Raw genomic sequence first — 18,681 nt, 5'->3', positions numbered from 1 at the left:
TTCAATAAATACTTTTTCTTTATAAATTAGTAGTCTTGTGGGGTTATGCAAAAACACTGTTTACTGTGATTAATAAGATTAAAACAGTAATAGGTAGCTTTCTTCCTTGTTAGTTGGATATTCATAATCACCCCAGTATTAAACTATACCTCAAACTTTAATCAATAATTATAATAACTAATCTGTCCCAAACTACATTTTTTAATAACAGTTTGGTTCTCAATAGAAAGATTGTGACGAAATATACTTAAAATTTATTCTCAAAAATTAATCATATAAAATTACTAAAGTGAGTAATTTATATTTTAAACTACTTTAACAATTTTGGAGGTAACCACGTGGGATACTACGTTAATGTAGATCAAGGTGTGAATTTATATGTGGAGGATATAAATCCTGGGGGGAGCAAGACTATAGTATTTTTACATGGTTGGCCATTAAGCCATAAACAATTTGAATATCAGTTTAATGTTCTGCCCTCATTTGGATACCGTTGTATAGGAATAGACTGGAGAGGTTTTGGTAATTCGGATAAGCCATTTCACGGGTACACACTGGACCGACTGGCAGACGATATTCGCAATGTGATCGACGTACTTCAATTAAATAACTTTATACTTGCTGGGCATTCTACAGGAGGAGCAATAGCAATTAGATACATGGCTCGACACAACAGCTACGGAGTATCTAATCTTGTTCTTATAGACGCTGCAGCTCCCGTTGGTTTTGCGAATAAAGATCATGCTAATCAAATGCTTAATCAAGCATTAAATGACCGGCCAAAGCTGATGCGGGAAATAACAGAAACCTTTTTCTTTCAGTATATAACAAATCCATACTCAGACTGGTTTTTTCAATTGGGTTTACAGGCAGCAGGTTGGTCAACTGCTGCAATCGTAGTTATGCTAAGGGATGAGAATGTATATGATGACCTGCCGAAAATATCGGTTCCAACCTTAATCGTTCACGGAATACACGACAATGTGATTCCATTTTCGCAAGCTCAGGAAGTTAATCAAAAAATAAGAAATTCACAACTTGTCCCATTTCAAAACAGTGGTCATGGTTCATTTTGGGAAGAACGGGATAAATTTAATCAACTATTAAACCAATTTATTAGATAATAAAAATTATTAATCCAAGTTTGAAAGTAGCTCGAGTGTCGTTAATCGAATTTTCTGACAGACTTATTAAATTTCGAAAACAATCAATTCAATCATCTTTTCGTATAGAAAAACTTATTAAGAAACATGCACTAGAAAAAATATAAATCATATATAGGTGATATCCCGTTTGAATGCTTGAGGAGGATATTATGAAACCTATGTTACCTAGTGAAAAATATTTCGGTAATTTAGAACTAGTTTATGCTTTTTATGGAGCTATGCCTACAGGTGTTACTGTTTCAGAAACCGGTCGTATTTTCATTTGCTTTCCGAAATGGGGAGACGATGTTAAATTTACGGTGGGGGAAATTGTAGAAAATAAATTGCAGCCTTATCCTAATTTACAAGCCAATTTGGTTAACCCCGAGAATATCACAATGACTTTCATCAGTGTCCAAAGTGTAGTTGCTGATGGAAGGGGAACACTTTGGATATTAGATACAGCGGCACCCAATTTTTCTGAACCAATTAAAGGAGGGGCAAAATTAGTCGCTGTAGATTTAGAAACTAATACAATTAGTAAAGTATATACCTTTACAGAAGAGGTTGTACTGCCTACAACTTATCTGAATGATGTCCGCTTTGATTTTCGTGTTGGAAAAGCAGGTTATGCTTATATAACGGATTCATCTTCAAGAGGACCAGGAGCTATTATCGTCGTAGATTTATCAAATGGAAACGCGTTTAGACGGTTAAATGGGGCAAATTCAACTTCACCTGATCCCTATTTTTTACCGAAAGTAGAAGGTCAAATTTTAATGAATCGAAACAAAGACGGTTCAACTTCTCCATTTAGATTGGCTTCTGATAGTCTTGCCATTTCTCCCGATGGAAAGATATTATTTTTTGCTCCACTAACCAGTCGTCACTTGTTCTCGATTTCAACAGAAACCCTGAGAGACAGAACGATACCGGACATGGATATATCTTATCATGTGAGGCATTGGGGAGAAAAAGGTGCATCTGATGGAATGATCACAGATGCAAAGGGAACTGTTTATGCTGGAGATTATGAAAACAACTGTATCCGTAAGATATTTCCAAATGGAATAATGGAAACTATCGCACATGATCCGAGAATTTTGTGGCCAGATACTTTTTCAATAGGTCCGGATCAATATTTGTATTTCATTGTAAACCAGTTACATCGACAGCCTAGATTTCATTATGGAGAAGACTTACGACAAAAACCTTATAGTTTACTTCGTATCAAAATTGATGAATTCCCTGCTCCGACATTTTCATAATAAAAATAGTGAATTAATTTGTAAAACAAGCACGAGTAAACATGAAGTATTAATTGTATTTACTTCTGCTAAATAAACACAAAATGAAAAATAGGAACAGTTTATTTGGTAAGTGTTTAACTGTTCCTGGAAACTTTTTATAATGTCGGTAAGTTCAATGCTGTATTGATATTATTTAAATCTAAGCTGATCTGTTCGTTTGTATCCCATGCATGGTACCATCCTTTTTCTGCCATATATGTGGATATTTGTTCATGCATATTAAGAGCTTCTTCTAAATGGCGAGTGAGAATTTCTTTAATTTCCGGTGTTCCTGCCTCTGTAACTGCCATGGCATAATTTCTAATACCACTTTTAGCTGAAATGAGTAGATCCATTGCAACCACTTGATCCGTTATTGCGTCCATGCCAGTTAAAGTTTCAATAATTGGATTCATGTTTATTCATCTCCTAATTTACTTCTTAGCGTTGGAAAGGATTGAAGCATATTCTTGTAATTGTCTAGTAGATAGATCAATGTCTTGCTGCATAATATCTTTTAATAGCTGATCTGTGACTAACGCTTTCATCGTTTTGGATTTTGTTAAACAAGTGGTCTTAAATGCAGCTATCTCATGGACCTCAAGAACTTCATGTAAGGCGTAGTTCATTTTTATACCTCCTTCCTCAAGGTTTCAACAGGACTTTTATACAATTATCCATTTTTGTGTCAAAAATCTCATAGCCACGCTTTGCTTCACTAAGTGGCAGTACGTGACTTACGACATCACCTGGGTCAATTTTCCCGGTCGTCACTAATTCAAACATATATGGCATATAATGAATCACAGGTGCTTGTCCGGATCGAATATTGACGTTTCGGTTCATAATATCTCCCATTGGGAATCCATTATATTTCCCACCGTAAACACCAGTAACTTGAATTGTCCCGCCTTTACGAACTGCTTGTGTAGCCGTGATAAACGCACCTAATGCTCCACCATGAAGTTTCAATCCGCTTGCCAGGAACTCTAAATCAGTCATTTTACCGTCCATTCCAACTGCATCTATGACAACATCAGCGCCGCCCTTTGTTATTTCTTTCAAATGCATTCCTACATTTTCAAAGTGTTCGAAATTTACAATCTCCACTTTGTTGGTACGTTTGGCGTGTTGCAAACGATAGTCTACATAATCTACGGCAATGACACGCTTCGCTCCTTTTAGCCAACAAAATTTTTGAGCAAAAAGACCAACTGGACCACAGCCAAGAACAATAACTGTATCTCCACCCTTTACGCCTGCATTGTCAACACTCCAAAAACCAGTAGTCATCGCATCGGCAATAACTGCTAACTTTTCATCTGGTTCTTCACAAGACTCTGGAATTTTGAAATGGGTAAAGTTGGCAAATGGAACTCTTAAATATTCGGCTTGCCCACCTGGATAGCCACCCGTCGTACCAGAATATCCGAAATAGGCACCCATATCACCATTATCATTAGAATTATCACATTGGCTTTCCAAATTTGTTTTACAGTAATGGCATTCACCGCACGCTATATTAAAAGGGATAATTACTCGATCTCCCTTTTTTAGGTTAGTCACACCTGGGCCTATTTCTTCTACGATTCCCATCGGTTCATGGCCTATAATATAATTTTCCTGCAGGTTAGGAATCATGCCATGAATTAGGTGAAGATCAGACCCACAAATAGCTGTACTTGTTACTTTTATAATCATGTCATCTGGTTTTTCAATCTTCGGATCTGGAACTTCTTTCACTTCTACATTTTTAATACCTTGATAAGTTACTGCCTTCATTGGTTACAAGCCTCCAGTGTTAATGTTCATCAGGTGTTCGGTCAAACAAGCCTTTTCTATTGTTATCAGCAGGAAATAGATTCATTTTGCCAATCATTAATGTATTGTTGGCAGACAGCTGATCTAATTGGTATTGTTCACTTAGTTCGTATGGATGGAACCATTTTTTACTAATCATTAGATCTGTAATTTCTTGGTGCATAGCAATCCCTTGCATTAAATGGCTTCGTAAGAGCGTTCTAACATCAGGTGATGCTGACTCTGTTAATGCGACCGCAATATTGCGAACACCTTCTTTAGCGCGAATAAGAAAATCCATCGCAAATGTGGTATCTGCTAGCTCAGGTACATGTAGCGAGTTTATTGGGTCTAAATAGTCATTATTCAATGAATTTGCCTCCTTTTAATCTATTATTGGTGTTGGGCGGTTTTGAGGAACAGGAGCTTCAAAAGGTGCACGTTGATAAATTGACTGTAATTCTCCTAGTGCTTGCATGGATTGTTCAACATCTTTTTGCATTAATGCTCTCAAATCATCATCAAATACCAATCCTTGCATTAGTTTTGATTTCGCTAAACAAAGGGTTTTAAAATTAATAACTTCATGTAAATCCAATGATTCATGATCGGCTAATTTTTGATTATCCATTTGGGTCCCACCTTTTTGATTAACTAAAGAAATACAAAGGTATTATTCCAAATATACAATGAATCATTCTTTAATCGTTTTTTTAAAGAGGTAGGAAAAACGATTAAATGGCTGGACTAATCATAATGTATTGAAAATTCATACATAAGTTATCGCTAATAAATATGTATATTTTGATTAAAAGGGCATAGCGTTAACCCATACAACTTAGGAAAAGAAAATGAAAACATCAAGTTGTATCTATTTAAAAGTGTCTATTATTGGGGTCCCGCCGACAAAACTGGTATATTATACGCTAAAACATTTTTGGGAAGGAAAAGCCGCTGATTTTCTTATGCTAAGCAGAAAAATCAGGGCTTTTTATGTTCTGAGTGCTTCATATCCATAAACGACCGTTTTCGGTGCTTATTAAAAGAATCAGTAGGTTATTTAGGTTAATGTAGAGAAAAAATAGTGGATAATTGAAACAAATATGCAGATTTAATCATTCTCGAAATGTTCCTATATTCTTTTTGACTCTTATTGTTGATTAACAACCTCCATATAAGAAAAATCGTAAAATAAAAAAAGTTCTTCTATTTTTTTTATTAATAAATGGAGGGGCGTTACCTATTGCATTTTTTATGGCAACGTATGATGAAGTCATGGGGATGCTGAGTTTAACTCTATGTTCATGATGATTCAAGGAATACCTCTTATCTTACTTGCTATCAGCTTTTTATTAATATTGTTTAGTAAGCCAAATGATTCAGGTCAGTAAAAACAAACCTTATTCAACTAAATCAATAACTTAGATCCTTTTATATTACAAACGTAAAGCAGTTCTTCTAAACGACTTATCATATAACTGGTCTCTATAAAACTTATCGTATATACTGTTTGATCTCCTACCACTTACAATTTATTAACACTAATAAAAAAAGAGAGTGTCCTTAAAAAGTCACCCTTTTAAGACACCCTATGCTTAACCAAAAATTTCTTAACCAAGTCCTCGAACCGATAATCCACCATCACTAGAAATGACTTCACCAGTTATTGCACGTGATTGATCAGATGCTAAGAGTACATATGCTGCAACATGATCTTCAGGCATTTGTGCTAGTTGAAGTGGATTTCTTCTTTTTATATTGCTAGCTTTTGTATCATTATCCACGGATTTAGTAAATGTACGTAAAGGTGGAATGACAGTTAGTGCTGTTAAAGTCCCTCCTGGCGCTACTGCATTTACGCGTATAGTTGGTGCTAGTTCAAAAGCAAGTTGACGCATTAATCCGATTTGGGCATGCTTACTAGCCGTGTACCAAACTCCACCACCGTCTGGGTAGAAGCTTGCACCAGATACTGTAAAAATAATATTACCATTTGTTTTTTGTAATTCTTCTAAAGCTGCTTTTGCACCAAAAAATGATCCTTTTACGTTTATATTTAAAAGATAATCATATGCATCTGATAGGGCATCGGGTGTCACATCAGCGAATTTTGCAAATCCATCGAAAACGCCTGCATTCGCAATAAATACATCTAGTTTACCAAACTGTTCAACAGTCGCTTTTACAGCGCGCTCGTTGTCTTCATATTTGCTTACGTCACCTTGAATGATAAGGAGATTGTCATTAAATTCTTCTTTCATTTGTTCTAGTGTTTCAAGTGAGCGACCTATAATACTTACCTTTGCTCCTTCTTGAATGAATCGTCTTGTAACGGCCGCTCCTATTCCAGATGCGCCTCCTGTAATTAACACTACTTTATCTTTTAATAACATCACTTTGCCTCCTTTTTCTTCTATTAAACAAAGATTGCAAGATTTCTAGTATTAATTGTTGTTTGATCTACAATAAATACCCTCTTGGAAAGCTTCCACTTCCCATCTTCATATGTAAACTCGTCATGACGTTCTCCGGAAATTAGATCATGATGAATATCTGTGCTACGGCTACGATAGATTAGTAAATAACTATTAACTACTGCCTTCTCTTCTTTAACTAGCTCTTTTACGCTAATATTGCTTACAAAACGGCGGGTTCTTGAAGGAGGAATTTCAGCCCATGCATAATCGGTTTTCAATCGATCTACTCGAAGCTTTAATAATTCAATATCATCATTAAATGTAAACATTTCAGTAGAATAGTCTGGGCGCTCAGTTCCTTCTTTATTTACGCGTACAGGCATTTGATAGATTAAATTCGAATGCATTAAATTAAACCAATCATCAAACTCAATATCATCAAGTAATTTTGCTTCATCAATTAACCACTGTTCAAATTCTAACTTCGCTAATAATTTTTCAACGTTCATTTCCCTTCCTCCCCCCTTTATTAATTTGTCATTAATTCAAGCCAGTATTGATAGAAATTCCGTTGACTCGCTTCTGTAAATTTATCATCATAGGCTACCCCAGGTCCGATAAAATCGACGGGTTTACGATGTAGTCCCATTGTATAGTTATAAGTTAAATTCTTTTGAAATGGCATTGGACCTTGGGCTGCTTCCGTTATGTCTGTAAATACCTCAGTATCATCCTGCTCAAAAATACCAGATGGGCTAAATGTTAAGATAAAGGAATCTCTTGATCGATTCTTCCATTCCTGAGAAGCATTTTTTTCTACTAGTAACCATGCAATGACTTCCATTTTATTATGACTAAGTGGTCTCCACATTCTAATTGAAGTATTCGAAATTAATTCGCCCTTAATTTTTGTGTGAGATATTAAAAATGACATATTCGGAAAAGCATTCCCAATCATATTTTTTAAGTTTGATAGAACTTCATATTGTTCTTCTGACAAATTACTTTTATACTCATCCTTCAATTCTTCAGGAAAAGCAAAGTCTGGATTTGGTGTTCCAAGGTTTAATCCGTGTCCGTTTTCAGTGTGAATTTGAAAACCGCGCTTCGAATATGTTGCATTTGGGACCATGCCTAATTTTGCAATTGAACCGTGAGTAACCATCGTGTGGTATGAATCTCCTACAAAGTTATCAGAACCAACCTTCCAGTTTGATTTAACAATAAATCGTTGCGGAGCTCCAATTACTTCCATCTCAGCACGTCCTACTACGATATCTAAATACCACTTAAAATCACCGAGAAACTCTTCAAGAGGCTCTGCATTTTCGTCCCAATTTCCAAATAAAAGTCCTTTATATGATTCTAACTTTACTTTGTGAAGACCCATTTTAGTTCGGTCGAGTCGTTCCCCATAAATATCTTTTTGAAGCGGTACTCCAACAAGCTCACCTGTATTTTTAAAGTTAAATCCATGGTATGGACATGTAAATAAAGTTTTATTACCTTTATCGGCACGGCAAAGCTTCATACCACGGTGAGTACACATATTGTAAAATGCATTAATTTCTCCCATACTTTCGCGTGAGATAATGATTGAATATCCTGCAAGCTCACGAGTCATAAAGTCCCCTGGATTTGGAATTTCAGATTCATGTCCAAGAAAAACCCATGTTTTTAAAAATACTTTTTCATGCTCTAATTCGTAAACAGCCTTGTCGCCTAGAAGATATGCAGGGATGATTCCTTCATCTGGTTTGACTGTTTCGTTTAAGTAATTTACTAGTTGCTCTTTTGACAATTCATCTAACGTTTTTTCTGTTATAATCACACACGCACTCTCCCTTCATATTTTTAATTCTTTATCCAATCTGTACATATTTATCTTTGTTTTGTAAATTTGCCAAAACACTTAGCGCTGCTAAATAACTTGTTTTAGGATTATTTGGCATAGGATCATTTTCGATCTCAAGTTTAAGTTTCCCGAACGAGCCAGATGCTTCAATTGTATGGCTATTTTTTACGGCAATCGGATCAGCAATAATCTTCACTTTTGTATTGTTAGCACCGAGTCCAGCTAAGGATAATACAATCGCCACATTAATATTTCTTGGATATAGCTTGATTGCTTCAGCTGCTGAGCCTTCAAACAAAATCGTTTCTTTATCTAATCCTTCTCCCGATAATGCTCCAGGTGGTTTTCTAGTTGTAATAGAAACAGTCTCTAGACCATTCGCAGCTTTTGCTGATTTTAAAATATCTAATCCACCTATTGCTCCTGAAGGTAAGTAAATGTTTATACCATATCTTGTACATACCTCTCGAACTCTTTCTTCAAATGCAGAATCAGCCATGACCCCAATGCTGCTTAGCAATAAGTCTTTTCCACCTTCAAGAACTTTTATAGCGTACTCCTTTGCTGCTTCAACTGTTGCAGCTTCAATGACTAAATCTAGATCAGAAAGAAGGAGCGTTTCTACACTTTGATATGCTTCTGTTTCAAATTCTTTAGCAAGCTGAACGGCTGATTCTTCGCAACGCGTATAAATTGAAACAATCTTTCCACCTGGTAACATCCCATCTTTATTAATTGCTTGAAGAAGAAATTGACCAATATTACCGCAGCCGATTAGTCCTAGTTTCATACGTATTCACCATCCTTAATTTGCAAATCCATATGAGTCTGCAAAGAATTCCAATCCACAGTGTCTTGTTTCTCTTGAAACACCGCTCTCTTTTAAACCTGGAAAATCCAATGCTAAATCACTAAAGATGGTATGATTATTATAAAAAACTGCGCCTGCTTCTAATCGATCTGCCATTTCAACTGCTAATTCTTCATTTTCAGTCCAAACAGAAGCCCTTAAGCCAAATTCACTATCATTTGCTAGTTTGATAGCTTCGTCAATAGATGAAAAAGGTAGAATAGGAATTACTGGTCCGAATTGTTCTGCACGAACGATCTCACTTTGTTGATCAACACCTGTTACAATTGTTGGTAAGATGTAATATCCTTGATCCCACATTTCAGGATTCAGTTGAATTCCAGCTGTTATTACATTTGCACCTGCTTTTTCAGTTCGCTCAATTAATCCGTTAACATAGTCATACTGAGCTTTATTATTTAATGGGCCCATTGTTACATCAGGTTGAATACCATCACCTACAACAGTACGCTCAAATTCTTTCTTTAGTTTTTTTACTAATTCAACATATCTAGATTCTTGTACATATACGCGCTTAATCGCCGAACATACTTGGCCAGCCGCTTTTAAAATACTTATTCTTAATCGCTTAATAGCTTCTTCATCTAAGTTTGCATCTTCTAATATAATTGCTGGGTCATTCCCACCAAGCTCCATATATACTTTTTGAAGATTTCCTGAAGACTTTTTCATAATATCTTTACCTGTTTGTGTACTTCCTACAAAAGCAATTGTACGAACACGTGAATCAGAACAAAGCTTGTCACCAATCATTTTTCCTGATCCTGTTACAATATTGATTACGCCAGGCGGAAAATATTCAGCCACTACTTTTAAACAAGTCATAATGGTAAGTGGACAATTTGTCGCCGGTTTTACGACGACTGTATTTCCTGCTAAAACAGCCGGTATTACTCGCTTAAAGGTTAAGATCATAGGCGAATTCCAAGGAGTAATAACTGCAGTAACCCCTCTTGCTCTTCTTCTTACTTGAACTTTTTGATTTCCTTGAAGTAATTCAGGATTCCACCATTTAAGTAGTTCATCTGCTCCACCATTCATTACTTCCACACAGCGTAATAAGTCTTTTTTAGCTTCTACTAGTGTTTTTCCATTTTCACGAACAAATAATGAAACATTTTCTTCAATGATTTTAGAAAGTTCCCACGCCGCTGCTTTCATTCTTTCTACACGATCCTGAATCTCACTCTGTGACCAAAGTTTAAATGCATTGGCTGCAGCATTAATTGCTTCGTTTACGATTTCCTCAGTACATAATCCAACTTTGCCGATTACTTCCGACTTATTTGCAGGATTAATAATATTTGATGTTTCATTACTTTCTTTCCAATCACCATTTATGAGATATCTTCCTGATACAACTGGATATGTCGAAATCATATTGAATCTCCTTTATAATTTTTTTGGCTTAAAGCTTTCAGCTGCTCCTGGAGGTCCACCAAAAGGTTTTGCCATAGGTCCAACTGCTTCCATATCTACAACGATCATTGTTGGCTTTCTTCTTTCAGTTGCCTTCTTTAGTTCTGTAACAAATTCATCTCCAGATCCAATACGTGCTGATTCAAAATGCATTGACTCAGCTAATTTTACAAAGTCTGGACTTAATAAATTCACTGCTACTTGGCGTCCATATGCCGCTTCTTGAATATTACGAAGAACCCCATAGCCAGAATCATCAAATAACACAACAATAATTGGAAGATTTTCTTCAGCTGCAGTCACCATTTCACCTACATTAACCATAAACCCACCATCTCCAGCCATTAATACGACCGTTTGGTGAGGGCAACCCAATTGAGCACCTATAGCTGTAGGAAGACCTTGACCGATCCCGCCACCGGATGCGTGAATTGATGTTCTTGGTTCATAAATGTCGAATATTCTACTACCCCAGACATTTGCTTGTACTGTTACATCTCGAACTAAAATCGTATCCCTCGGTAAAATCTCTCTCATACCATCTACAAATTGTTCGAACGGACCAAGTGTTTTACGAAGTTGTCCTCGCACTTCATTTCTTAATGAACGTACTTCTTCTATATAAGAAGGTAAAACCGAAATAGACTTTTCATCAATTTTATTAATTAGAGCCGATAAAATATCTTTTGCATCTCCGACTAACCCAACTGTTGCTTTATAATTACGATTGATTGCATTAAAATCTGCATCAATTGAAATATGTTCTTCTGGTACAGGTACTTTCCAGTTAGAGGTTTCATTTCCTCTGAATCGTACACCTACACTAATCAATAAATCTGCATTTCTCAAAAACTCTTTTGTTGATTCGTTGGCTGCAAAATGACCGATACATTGCTCATGATCCTCTGGTATTGAGCCTTTTCCGGATTGGCTTGTAATGACAGCAGCACCAAGAATTTCTGCTAAATTTGTTAATTCTTTTGAGGCATTGGCAGAAATAACACCGCCACCGGCCCAAATAACTGGACGACGTGCTTCTGAAATTTTTGAAATTGCGATATCTGGTATAACAGTAGTTAGTTGCGGTTTAAAAATATCTACCTGTACTTTATCGATTGAAACGTCCTCAATAATTGCTGATTGAAAGTCTATTGGAATTTCTAAACTAACTGGTCCTGTTGGAGCAGTTAATGCTTCTTCAATCGCTTTTCTTACTACACCAGCTGTTTGTTCTGGTCTTCTAAGTCTTACAGCATTTTTACAAGCACCGCTCATCATTGACAGCTGGTCTTTGCATTCATGTATGTACCCTTTACCTGTACCAAGATAAGGTGATGCTACCTCTCCAGTTAGATGAAGTAGTGGAACTCCCGCTGCCCATGCTTCTACTAATGAACCAGCAGCGTTTCCAGCTCCTGTTCCTGTACTAGTAATCACAACACCTAATTTCCCTGTGGCACGTGCATAACCATCTGCCATATTGACTGCTCCACTTTCGCCACGTGAACAGATTAGCTTGATATTTCCATCCCTTAAAATCGCATCATAAATGGGCATATTATGAATACTTACAATTCCAAAAGCGACTTCTACGCCTGCTTGAACTAACTCTTTTACGACGGCATCCGCAGTAGTAAATACGATTTCTTCTTGAATTTTCATCTTAGTATCCTACCTTTTTCAAATAATTTATTTAAAGTGCTTTACCGATTGCACCTGCAGTTTCAATTGTAGAGCCAGCTACATAACTCGCTTTATCCGAAGCAAGAAAAACAATAACACTAGCCACTTCCTCCGCTTCACCTACACGACCTAGTGGAATATTTCTTTTTATCGCAAGATCTTTATAATATTCTTCTGGATCCATATCAGGAGCATTTTTCAATCTTCTTCGCTCCCATTGATCGGTTCGAATCAATCCAAGACTTACTGAATTTACTAAAATATTGTCGGATGCTAATTCTTGAGACAATGTTTTGCTTAAATTTAAAAGTCCTGCACGTGTCGCTGCTGTTGCTACCATATGACGCTCAGGCTCTTTCGCTAGGGTTGCATTTATATTAATAATTCGGCCCCCTCCTCTTTTCACTAAATAAGGATGAGCTGCACGAACTGCATAGATAATTGCGAAATACTTTAATTGAATTTGTTCCTGCCACTGTTCATCAGTAATATCGAAAAAATACCCCATAACACTTTGACCAGCTGCATTTACTAACGTATCAATTCCACCAAACTTTTCTGCTGTTTGTTGAATAAACGAATTAACTTCCTCTTTTGATGTAACATCACAGGTCGCAGCAAATAGATCTTCGCTTTTGCCATATGAGAGTAAATGCTTTAATGCTTTATCTGCACGCTCCTTGCTTCTGCCGCAAATGGCTACTTTAGCGCCTTCACCTAAAAATAATTCAGCTGTCTTCAGTCCAACACCAGAGGTACCACCCATAATTACTGCAACTTTTCCCTTTAATCCAAGATCCATCCTGTCACCCCTTATTAAAGCTTTCATGTTTCGTATTCCTTAAAGCAATTTTAGTTAAAATTTTTAACGTACATTAACACTTGTATCTACCCAGCCAATGTCCGCCTCTCCGCCCATCGCTTTACGAGCTTCTGGTTTTGGTGGACCAGCAATTCCCCATTGATCCATTAGATGTGGCACACGTTTCCAAACTCGCGCTCTCCATTCAGCTTCATCTTCAATTGTTTCAAGATAACATGTGTATTCCATGACAAATCCTCCGAGGTCTTGAAAATAACAAAAGATATTATTACCAGGACCATGTCGACCAGGACCCCATAACTCATTTAGTCCTGCTTTCCTAACATTACTAATGCCTCGCATTAGTTCATCCACCGAATCAACCTCGTAAGCAATATGATTAACTGAAGCGTGTACATCTTGGTTAAATGCAATCGAGTGATGTTTTCGATTACATCTTAAGAAGGACATTTGGTGCTCACTCCAATCAGTCACTTTGAATCCAAGTACATCAGTATAAAACTCCACGATCATATCTAAATCTTTTGTGTTCATAACTACATGGTTTAATTTCACGGGATCAACGTTTTTATTAGTCCAAATCGATGTTTGAACCTCTACCCAAGCGGAAAGTTCAATTACGCGGTTTTCTGGATCAACAAATCGAAGTCCATATCCTCCACCAGCTTCATCTAAATAACCTGGCTCTTCAACAATATGTACACCTTTTGAATGTAGGATTTCCGCTGCACGATCAACTGCATTTTTATCGACCATACCAAATGCGATATGATGCAAACCACATTTATCGCCCTTTCGAAGGCTTAGTATATGATGCTCCGGACCTGCCCCTCGAAAATATGCAATATTGTCATCTGAAACATTTACACGATCCAAACCCCAAACCTTTTCGTAAAAGTTCACTTGTTCGTCAAAGTTTGGTGTGATCAAACTTATATGTCTTAAATGAGTAATTCCTAGCACCAACAATCCCTCCCACTTATCTATTTAAAGCGCTTTCTTTTATTAACTCTATTGAAAAAGGCAGCTGCAATTTATTTAAAATGCAGCTGACCCTTTTTCATTTTTTTTAATTAACCTTTGATGATTGCTTCTCTTTCTTTAGCACGTTGTTTACGAAGTTCTTCAAGCTCGCTACCCTCTGGATAAGTTGGAAGGTTCGGTTTCACTGCTCCAAGCATAACTAACATACGTGCTTCAGTATCTCCATCATTTCGAATGCCTCGATGAACACCAGGAGGAGAACTGATACAATCTCTAGCATTTAATTTAATTTCATGTACTTCATCTTTACCAACTTCTTGAATTAAAGCAGTAACTTCTCCCTCAAGAATAAAAAATACTTCTTCTACATCATCGTGTAGATGTAAAGGTCCAATACAGCCAGGAGGTAGAACCATTGTACTTAATGTAAAATGTTCTGCTGTAATTACATTTGAATCATTATTCGCTGTCGCACCGCGTCCAATATAACGCATTTGAGCACGTTTATATCTCGGATCAATTTCCTCTTGAAACTTTAATACATTCCAATCTAGCGTACGGTCTTCTAAGCGAGCCACGTATTTTTTTTCAAATTCTTTAACTGAAAAAGTTTCATTTGTCATTTTAAAAATCCTCCCTGTATTGGTTTTCTTTTTTTAAACAAAATGTTTTGTATTTACCGTCGAATGCGTTTTATATACAAAACAGTGTTTTATCTATAAAATAATTCTAGGACGGATTGTTCTTTGTGTCAACATAGTTTTTAGAAAATTTTGATATGTCATAAAAGTTAAATATAAAAAAACATTGTATTTTCAAGGTTTATAACTAGTTTTTTTTGCAAAAAAAAATATGGATTCCCTTAGTTTGGGAACCCATATTTTTAACTTAGACTATTTTACTTGATTTGAAACTCTGCCATTGTAACCCATATAGTTCGATAGTAAAACAGAGACATCTAGAAGTTTAGGCAATGCAACTTTATTCATGAAGTCTTCCTGATAAGATAATTCAGTCGCTACGATATTCAGTGCTGCCAATACTTTTCCTGTTCTACCATAAATAGGTGCAGCGATTGAATGAATACCTTGGTGAAATTCTCCACTAGTCATTGAATAGCCATTTTGACGTATTTTTTCTAATTGATCCAAAAACTCTCCAGGCGTCGTTAACGTTTTATCTGTATAAGGTGTTAAATTTGTAACTTGGAACAGCTGCATAAGACTATCCTTTGGCTCGTATGCAAGCAGTAGCTTTCCATTTGCAGTTGCATGAGCTGGTAGTCTTAAACCAATATTGACATTAACTGCTGATACTCCTCTAACTGGAGCACTCCCTACATAAACTACTTCATGTCCATCTAAAATTGACAAATGACAAGAAGCACCTATTTCATCACGTAATGATTCCATATAAGGCTGCGCAATTTCAGGTATTTTCAAGCTATTTATATAACTAAAACCTAATTCAAGAACTTTCGGAGTTAACGAATATTGTTTTGTATTTTCATCCTGTGTTAAATACCCGATTGACTGCAATGTATAAAGTAATCGATAAGGTACTGTTCTGCTTACCCCTAACTTTTTTGCAATCTCGGAAAGTGACAAACTAGGATGTTCCTCATTAAAAAGCTTAATAATTTCTAAACCCCTAACTAAAGAATTGGCGCTATATTTTTCTTTTTCTACATTATCCATCGAGCAAACCTCTCCTAATACATAGATTCAATTCTACTTTTGACTTATCGGTTGGTTCTTTAAAAAGTTTAACACGGATTGATTAAATAGTTTAGGATCTTCTTGATAGCATAGATGTCCTGTATTTGGAACGATAACAAATTCCGAATTTGGAATCAACTCGTGAAATATTTGGGATTCACTTACTGGAGTTACTTGATCTAACTCCCCACACATAACAAGTGTTGGAACAGATAATGAAGACAGTATCTCCATTTGGTTTAAGTTCGATAATGAGTAGGAAACAGAACGGTAACCAGATAGACGTACTTGTGACATAATCCGTTCAGCCTCTTTTATAACCTCAGCCGATGCATTCGGAGCAAGTAATGCTTTGACTCTTTTTCTTGCTAGTTCAGTTGGATGTAGATTTTCAATGGAGTTTAATCTATTTTGAAGTTTTTTCTCGTTTTCTTCTCTACTTAATCCAGCTGCTCCACGTGTTGCATCTGAAATAATTAACGCATCGACCATATGTGGAAAACGACTCGTAAAATCAATTGCAATTGCCGATCCCATTGAATGACCTAGTAAATAGATAGAATCTAGCCCTAGACTATCTAAAAACTCTTTAAGAACATTAGCAAACTCAGAAAAATCCCGAAACTCCTCTTTTAGATCGGAACTTCCACCATAACCTGGAGCATCCCAAACGATTACTCTATACTGTTCCTTCAATTCATTTAATTGATGCTTCCATGACTGAGAATTGTTTCCCAATCCATGTAGAATGACAAGGGCTTGTCCTTCACCAGATTCTTGAAAATGAATCGATAACTCTTTTAAATGACTAATTGGCATCCATAGTACCTCCACTCCATTTTTTACACAAAATCTACAAACCTGACTATCACACAATGCTTCAAAAACATCGTGTTTCATATAAAAAACAGTTTTTCAACTTGAATTATAGATTTGTCAGAATTTATTGTCAACAACTCTATTTTTCAATGGATAGACAAATATAGATAATTGCATTTGAATATTAAACTGGAAAATTTTTCTGTAAAATCACAATTGACAAACTTTTCTAATTATTTTATCTTTAAAAGAGTTTCATTGTTAAAATATGAAACACCGTTTTATATTTAAAACATTTACGCTTTTTTGAAAGGAGTGGTCGAACAATCTCATGCAAAATTAAAACGTGAAGTATCAAAACATTTTTTTGATCTTCATGTCTATTAGGTAAACGTAGTTTCTGCTTTTTCCTTCCAAATTTTAAACGCAATTACTTGATTTTAAAAGGAGAGAGAATTTTAATGCTACATAGACAAAAAAGATGGATTTTAATTGCTTTACCGATCTTTTTCTTTTGGTTCTTCGGACAAATTGATAAAGTTGGAATTTCTGTCATTCAAACGGATCCAGAGTTTTTGAAAGCACTCGGAATGACTGGCGTTGACAAAAATGCAAAAATTGGTCTTCTTTCATTTGTTTTTACAATTGCTTATGGAGTTTCGAATCTATTTTGGGGATTCATTATTGATAAATTTGGTGCGAGAAAAACCGCTATAGCTGGATTATTTGTTTGGTCTCTTACTATGTTTTCGTCTGGCCTCTCTACTACATATGAAGCATTTATTATTAGTCGAATTATTCTTGGATTTGGTGAAGGGATGATGATTCCTGTTTCAGGGAAATTTATTTCTGCTTGGTTCAACAAACGAGAATTAGGACGCGCTCAAGCTTCTTGGCTTACGGGTAATTATTTAGGTCCAGCAATTGGGGCAGTCATATTAGTACTTGTTATCTCATCACTTCATTGGCAAGCTGCTTTCTTTTTGCTCGCTGGATTTAACTTTTTAATCAATATCCCAATGTTTATTTTTCTTACTAGAAATAAACCTGAGGAGCATCCGTGGGTTAGCAAGGAAGAGTTGGCTCTCATTCAAAGTCCAGTGGACTCAGTAGCACAACAAGTAAGTAGTACAAATGAGAATAAAAATTTTATTCAAGATTATCGTTTCTGGATTGTATGGTTTGGTATGTTAGTTTGTTCTTTCCTTTTCTTCGGAATAAGCATTTGGTTGCCAACGTACTTGATTGAAGCAAAAGGGTTTAATCGTGAAGGAATGACAAGCATAACTTCTCTATCGTGGTTATTTGCACTTGGGTTTGTTCTCGTATGTGGTTTTCTTGCCGATAAAACAAGACGCCCAAGTTTAATGGCATCCATATTATTTTCACTGACTGCTATATTTTTAACAACGGCGGTTCTTGTTCCAAATCCAGTATTAGCAGGGATATGTATGGGACTTGCAATGGGATGTCAAGGTGGTGTCTTCCATCTTAGTAATATGTTTTTAGTAAAATATTCAACCCAAGAGACGGCTGGTCGTGCAGCAGGTTTAATTGGATTTACAAACTTAATGGGTGGCTTTTCTAGCTATATTATGGGCTGGTTACGTGATTCATCAGGAGGTAATTTCACTTCCTCAATTATTATGTTAATCATTACGGCTCTTTTAGGTTTGATTGCTTATTTATTTTCTATAAAAGAAGAAGCAACCGAACTACGCGCAGTTCCCCTACCTCCACAAAAAATAAATGCTTAATCTATTTTTTGAAAACGCTTTTATAAAAAGGAAGAGAGAGCTTATAATGGGCTCTCTCTTTGTGTAGACAAAGTACTAAAAGCTCGATTTTTAGATTGATT

General features: G+C 36.1%; 19 protein-coding genes. 3 read left to right on the top strand and 16 right to left on the bottom strand.

The genetic code is table 11. The features are described 5' to 3' along the window. Positions 1 to 338 precede the first annotated feature (338 nt). Together COE53_RS09320 and COE53_RS09315 are read left to right on the top strand one after the other, a co-directional pair. Complete coding sequence (locus tag COE53_RS09320; protein ID WP_069032688.1) at positions 339 to 1,124, top strand: alpha/beta fold hydrolase; 786 nt, start codon at positions 339 to 341, stop codon at positions 1,122 to 1,124. Positions 1,125 to 1,315: 191 nt separating this feature from the next. Then, positions 1,316 to 2,413, top strand: coding sequence for an L-dopachrome tautomerase-related protein (locus COE53_RS09315; RefSeq protein WP_091024688.1), 1,098 nt, complete (start codon positions 1,316 to 1,318; stop codon positions 2,411 to 2,413). A gap of 137 nt (positions 2,414 to 2,550) precedes the next feature. On the opposite strand, the gene COE53_RS09310 is transcribed toward COE53_RS09315, so the two are convergent. From COE53_RS09310 to COE53_RS09235, 16 genes are all read right to left on the bottom strand, one after another. Next, a complete protein-coding gene (locus COE53_RS09310) occupies positions 2,551 to 2,850 on the bottom strand; it encodes a spore coat protein (protein WP_069032686.1) in 300 nt (99 codons plus the stop codon). Positions 2,851 to 2,868: 18 nt separating this feature from the next. Then, positions 2,869 to 3,063, bottom strand: a complete 195-nt coding sequence (locus COE53_RS09305) for a hypothetical protein (protein WP_069032685.1) — start codon at positions 3,061 to 3,063, stop codon at positions 2,869 to 2,871. A gap of 16 nt (positions 3,064 to 3,079) precedes the next feature. Beyond that, a complete protein-coding gene (locus COE53_RS09300; RefSeq protein WP_069032684.1) occupies positions 3,080 to 4,216 on the bottom strand; it encodes a zinc-dependent alcohol dehydrogenase in 1,137 nt (378 codons plus the stop codon). A gap of 19 nt (positions 4,217 to 4,235) precedes the next feature. Further along, positions 4,236 to 4,604 carry a spore coat protein gene (locus COE53_RS09295; RefSeq protein ID WP_069032683.1) on the bottom strand — a complete coding sequence of 123 codons (369 nt, stop codon included), beginning with the start codon at positions 4,602 to 4,604 and terminating at the stop codon, positions 4,236 to 4,238. A gap of 15 nt (positions 4,605 to 4,619) precedes the next feature. Further along, complete coding sequence (locus COE53_RS09290; RefSeq protein ID WP_069032682.1) at positions 4,620 to 4,865, bottom strand: spore gernimation protein GerQ; 246 nt, start codon at positions 4,863 to 4,865, stop codon at positions 4,620 to 4,622. A 979-nt stretch (positions 4,866 to 5,844) separates the two neighbouring features. Continuing rightward, the gene (locus tag COE53_RS09285; protein ID WP_069032681.1) at positions 5,845 to 6,627 is read right to left on the bottom strand and encodes an SDR family NAD(P)-dependent oxidoreductase; all 783 of its coding nucleotides are present in this window, start codon (positions 6,625 to 6,627) and stop codon (positions 5,845 to 5,847) included. A 23-nt stretch (positions 6,628 to 6,650) separates the two neighbouring features. Next, the gene (locus COE53_RS09280; protein ID WP_069032680.1) at positions 6,651 to 7,160 is read right to left on the bottom strand and encodes an aromatic-ring-hydroxylating dioxygenase subunit beta; all 510 of its coding nucleotides are present in this window, start codon (positions 7,158 to 7,160) and stop codon (positions 6,651 to 6,653) included. Positions 7,161 to 7,180: 20 nt separating this feature from the next. Continuing rightward, positions 7,181 to 8,482 (bottom strand): aromatic ring-hydroxylating oxygenase subunit alpha, encoded by a 1,302-nt coding sequence (locus tag COE53_RS09275; RefSeq protein ID WP_091024695.1) that lies wholly within the window; start codon positions 8,480 to 8,482, stop codon positions 7,181 to 7,183. A gap of 31 nt (positions 8,483 to 8,513) precedes the next feature. Continuing rightward, positions 8,514 to 9,296 (bottom strand): aspartate dehydrogenase, encoded by a 783-nt coding sequence (nadX, locus tag COE53_RS09270; protein ID WP_069032679.1) that lies wholly within the window; start codon positions 9,294 to 9,296, stop codon positions 8,514 to 8,516. A 15-nt stretch (positions 9,297 to 9,311) separates the two neighbouring features. Next, positions 9,312 to 10,757, bottom strand: coding sequence for an aldehyde dehydrogenase family protein (locus COE53_RS09265; protein WP_069032678.1), 1,446 nt, complete (start codon positions 10,755 to 10,757; stop codon positions 9,312 to 9,314). Between the two features lie 12 nt (positions 10,758 to 10,769). Further along, entirely contained in the window at positions 10,770 to 12,458 is a 1,689-nt protein-coding gene (locus COE53_RS09260) for a thiamine pyrophosphate-binding protein (RefSeq protein ID WP_091024697.1), read from the bottom strand. A 31-nt stretch (positions 12,459 to 12,489) separates the two neighbouring features. After that, a complete protein-coding gene (locus COE53_RS09255; protein WP_069032676.1) occupies positions 12,490 to 13,281 on the bottom strand; it encodes an SDR family oxidoreductase in 792 nt (263 codons plus the stop codon). 63 nt (positions 13,282 to 13,344) lie between these two features. Then, complete coding sequence (locus tag COE53_RS09250; RefSeq protein WP_069032675.1) at positions 13,345 to 14,265, bottom strand: VOC family protein; 921 nt, start codon at positions 14,263 to 14,265, stop codon at positions 13,345 to 13,347. Positions 14,266 to 14,375: 110 nt separating this feature from the next. Continuing rightward, the gene (locus tag COE53_RS09245) at positions 14,376 to 14,909 is read right to left on the bottom strand and encodes a cupin domain-containing protein (RefSeq protein WP_091024698.1); all 534 of its coding nucleotides are present in this window, start codon (positions 14,907 to 14,909) and stop codon (positions 14,376 to 14,378) included. 270 nt (positions 14,910 to 15,179) lie between these two features. Then, positions 15,180 to 15,983, bottom strand: coding sequence for an IclR family transcriptional regulator (locus tag COE53_RS09240; RefSeq protein ID WP_069032673.1), 804 nt, complete (start codon positions 15,981 to 15,983; stop codon positions 15,180 to 15,182). A gap of 33 nt (positions 15,984 to 16,016) precedes the next feature. After that, a complete protein-coding gene (locus COE53_RS09235) occupies positions 16,017 to 16,823 on the bottom strand; it encodes an alpha/beta fold hydrolase (RefSeq protein WP_069032672.1) in 807 nt (268 codons plus the stop codon). Between the two features lie 461 nt (positions 16,824 to 17,284). On the opposite strand from COE53_RS09235, the gene COE53_RS09230 reads away from it, so the two are divergent. Beyond that, positions 17,285 to 18,580: an MFS transporter gene (locus COE53_RS09230; RefSeq protein WP_098947880.1), complete on the top strand. Its 1,296-nt coding sequence runs from the start codon at positions 17,285 to 17,287 to the stop codon at positions 18,578 to 18,580. The last annotated feature ends 101 nt before the right edge of the window (positions 18,581 to 18,681 follow it).

Source organism: Bacillus sp. AFS029533, from assembly GCF_002585125.1.
Classification (GTDB): Bacteria; Bacillota; Bacilli; order Bacillales; family Bacillaceae_G; genus Gottfriedia; species Gottfriedia luciferensis_B.
This window is presented reverse-complemented; position numbering and strand designations above follow the sequence as displayed.

Bases quoted from the DNA above. Each gene is read 5' to 3' on its own strand.
- COE53_RS09315 (WP_091024688.1), top strand. From the start codon at position 1,316: ATGAAACCTATGTTACCTAGTGAAAAATATTTCGGTAATTTAGAACTA.
- COE53_RS09310 (WP_069032686.1), bottom strand. From the start codon at position 2,850: ATGAATCCAATTATTGAAACTTTAACTGGCATGGACGCAATAACGGAT.
- COE53_RS09305 (WP_069032685.1), bottom strand. From the start codon at position 3,063: ATGAACTACGCCTTACATGAAGTTCTTGAGGTCCATGAGATAGCTGCA.
- COE53_RS09300 (WP_069032684.1), bottom strand. From the start codon at position 4,216: ATGAAGGCAGTAACTTATCAAGGTATTAAAAATGTAGAAGTGAAAGAA.
- COE53_RS09290 (WP_069032682.1), bottom strand. From the start codon at position 4,865: ATGGATAATCAAAAATTAGCCGATCATGAATCATTGGATTTACATGAA.
- COE53_RS09285 (WP_069032681.1), bottom strand. From the start codon at position 6,627: ATGTTATTAAAAGATAAAGTAGTGTTAATTACAGGAGGCGCATCTGGA.
- COE53_RS09280 (WP_069032680.1), bottom strand. From the start codon at position 7,160: ATGAACGTTGAAAAATTATTAGCGAAGTTAGAATTTGAACAGTGGTTA.
- nadX (WP_069032679.1), bottom strand. From the start codon at position 9,296: ATGAAACTAGGACTAATCGGCTGCGGTAATATTGGTCAATTTCTTCTT.
- COE53_RS09265 (WP_069032678.1), bottom strand. From the start codon at position 10,757: ATGATTTCGACATATCCAGTTGTATCAGGAAGATATCTCATAAATGGT.
- COE53_RS09260 (WP_091024697.1), bottom strand. From the start codon at position 12,458: ATGAAAATTCAAGAAGAAATCGTATTTACTACTGCGGATGCCGTCGTA.
- COE53_RS09255 (WP_069032676.1), bottom strand. From the start codon at position 13,281: ATGGATCTTGGATTAAAGGGAAAAGTTGCAGTAATTATGGGTGGTACC.
- COE53_RS09245 (WP_091024698.1), bottom strand. From the start codon at position 14,909: ATGACAAATGAAACTTTTTCAGTTAAAGAATTTGAAAAAAAATACGTG.
- COE53_RS09240 (WP_069032673.1), bottom strand. From the start codon at position 15,983: ATGGATAATGTAGAAAAAGAAAAATATAGCGCCAATTCTTTAGTTAGG.
- COE53_RS09235 (WP_069032672.1), bottom strand. From the start codon at position 16,823: ATGCCAATTAGTCATTTAAAAGAGTTATCGATTCATTTTCAAGAATCT.
- COE53_RS09230 (WP_098947880.1), top strand. From the start codon at position 17,285: ATGCTACATAGACAAAAAAGATGGATTTTAATTGCTTTACCGATCTTT.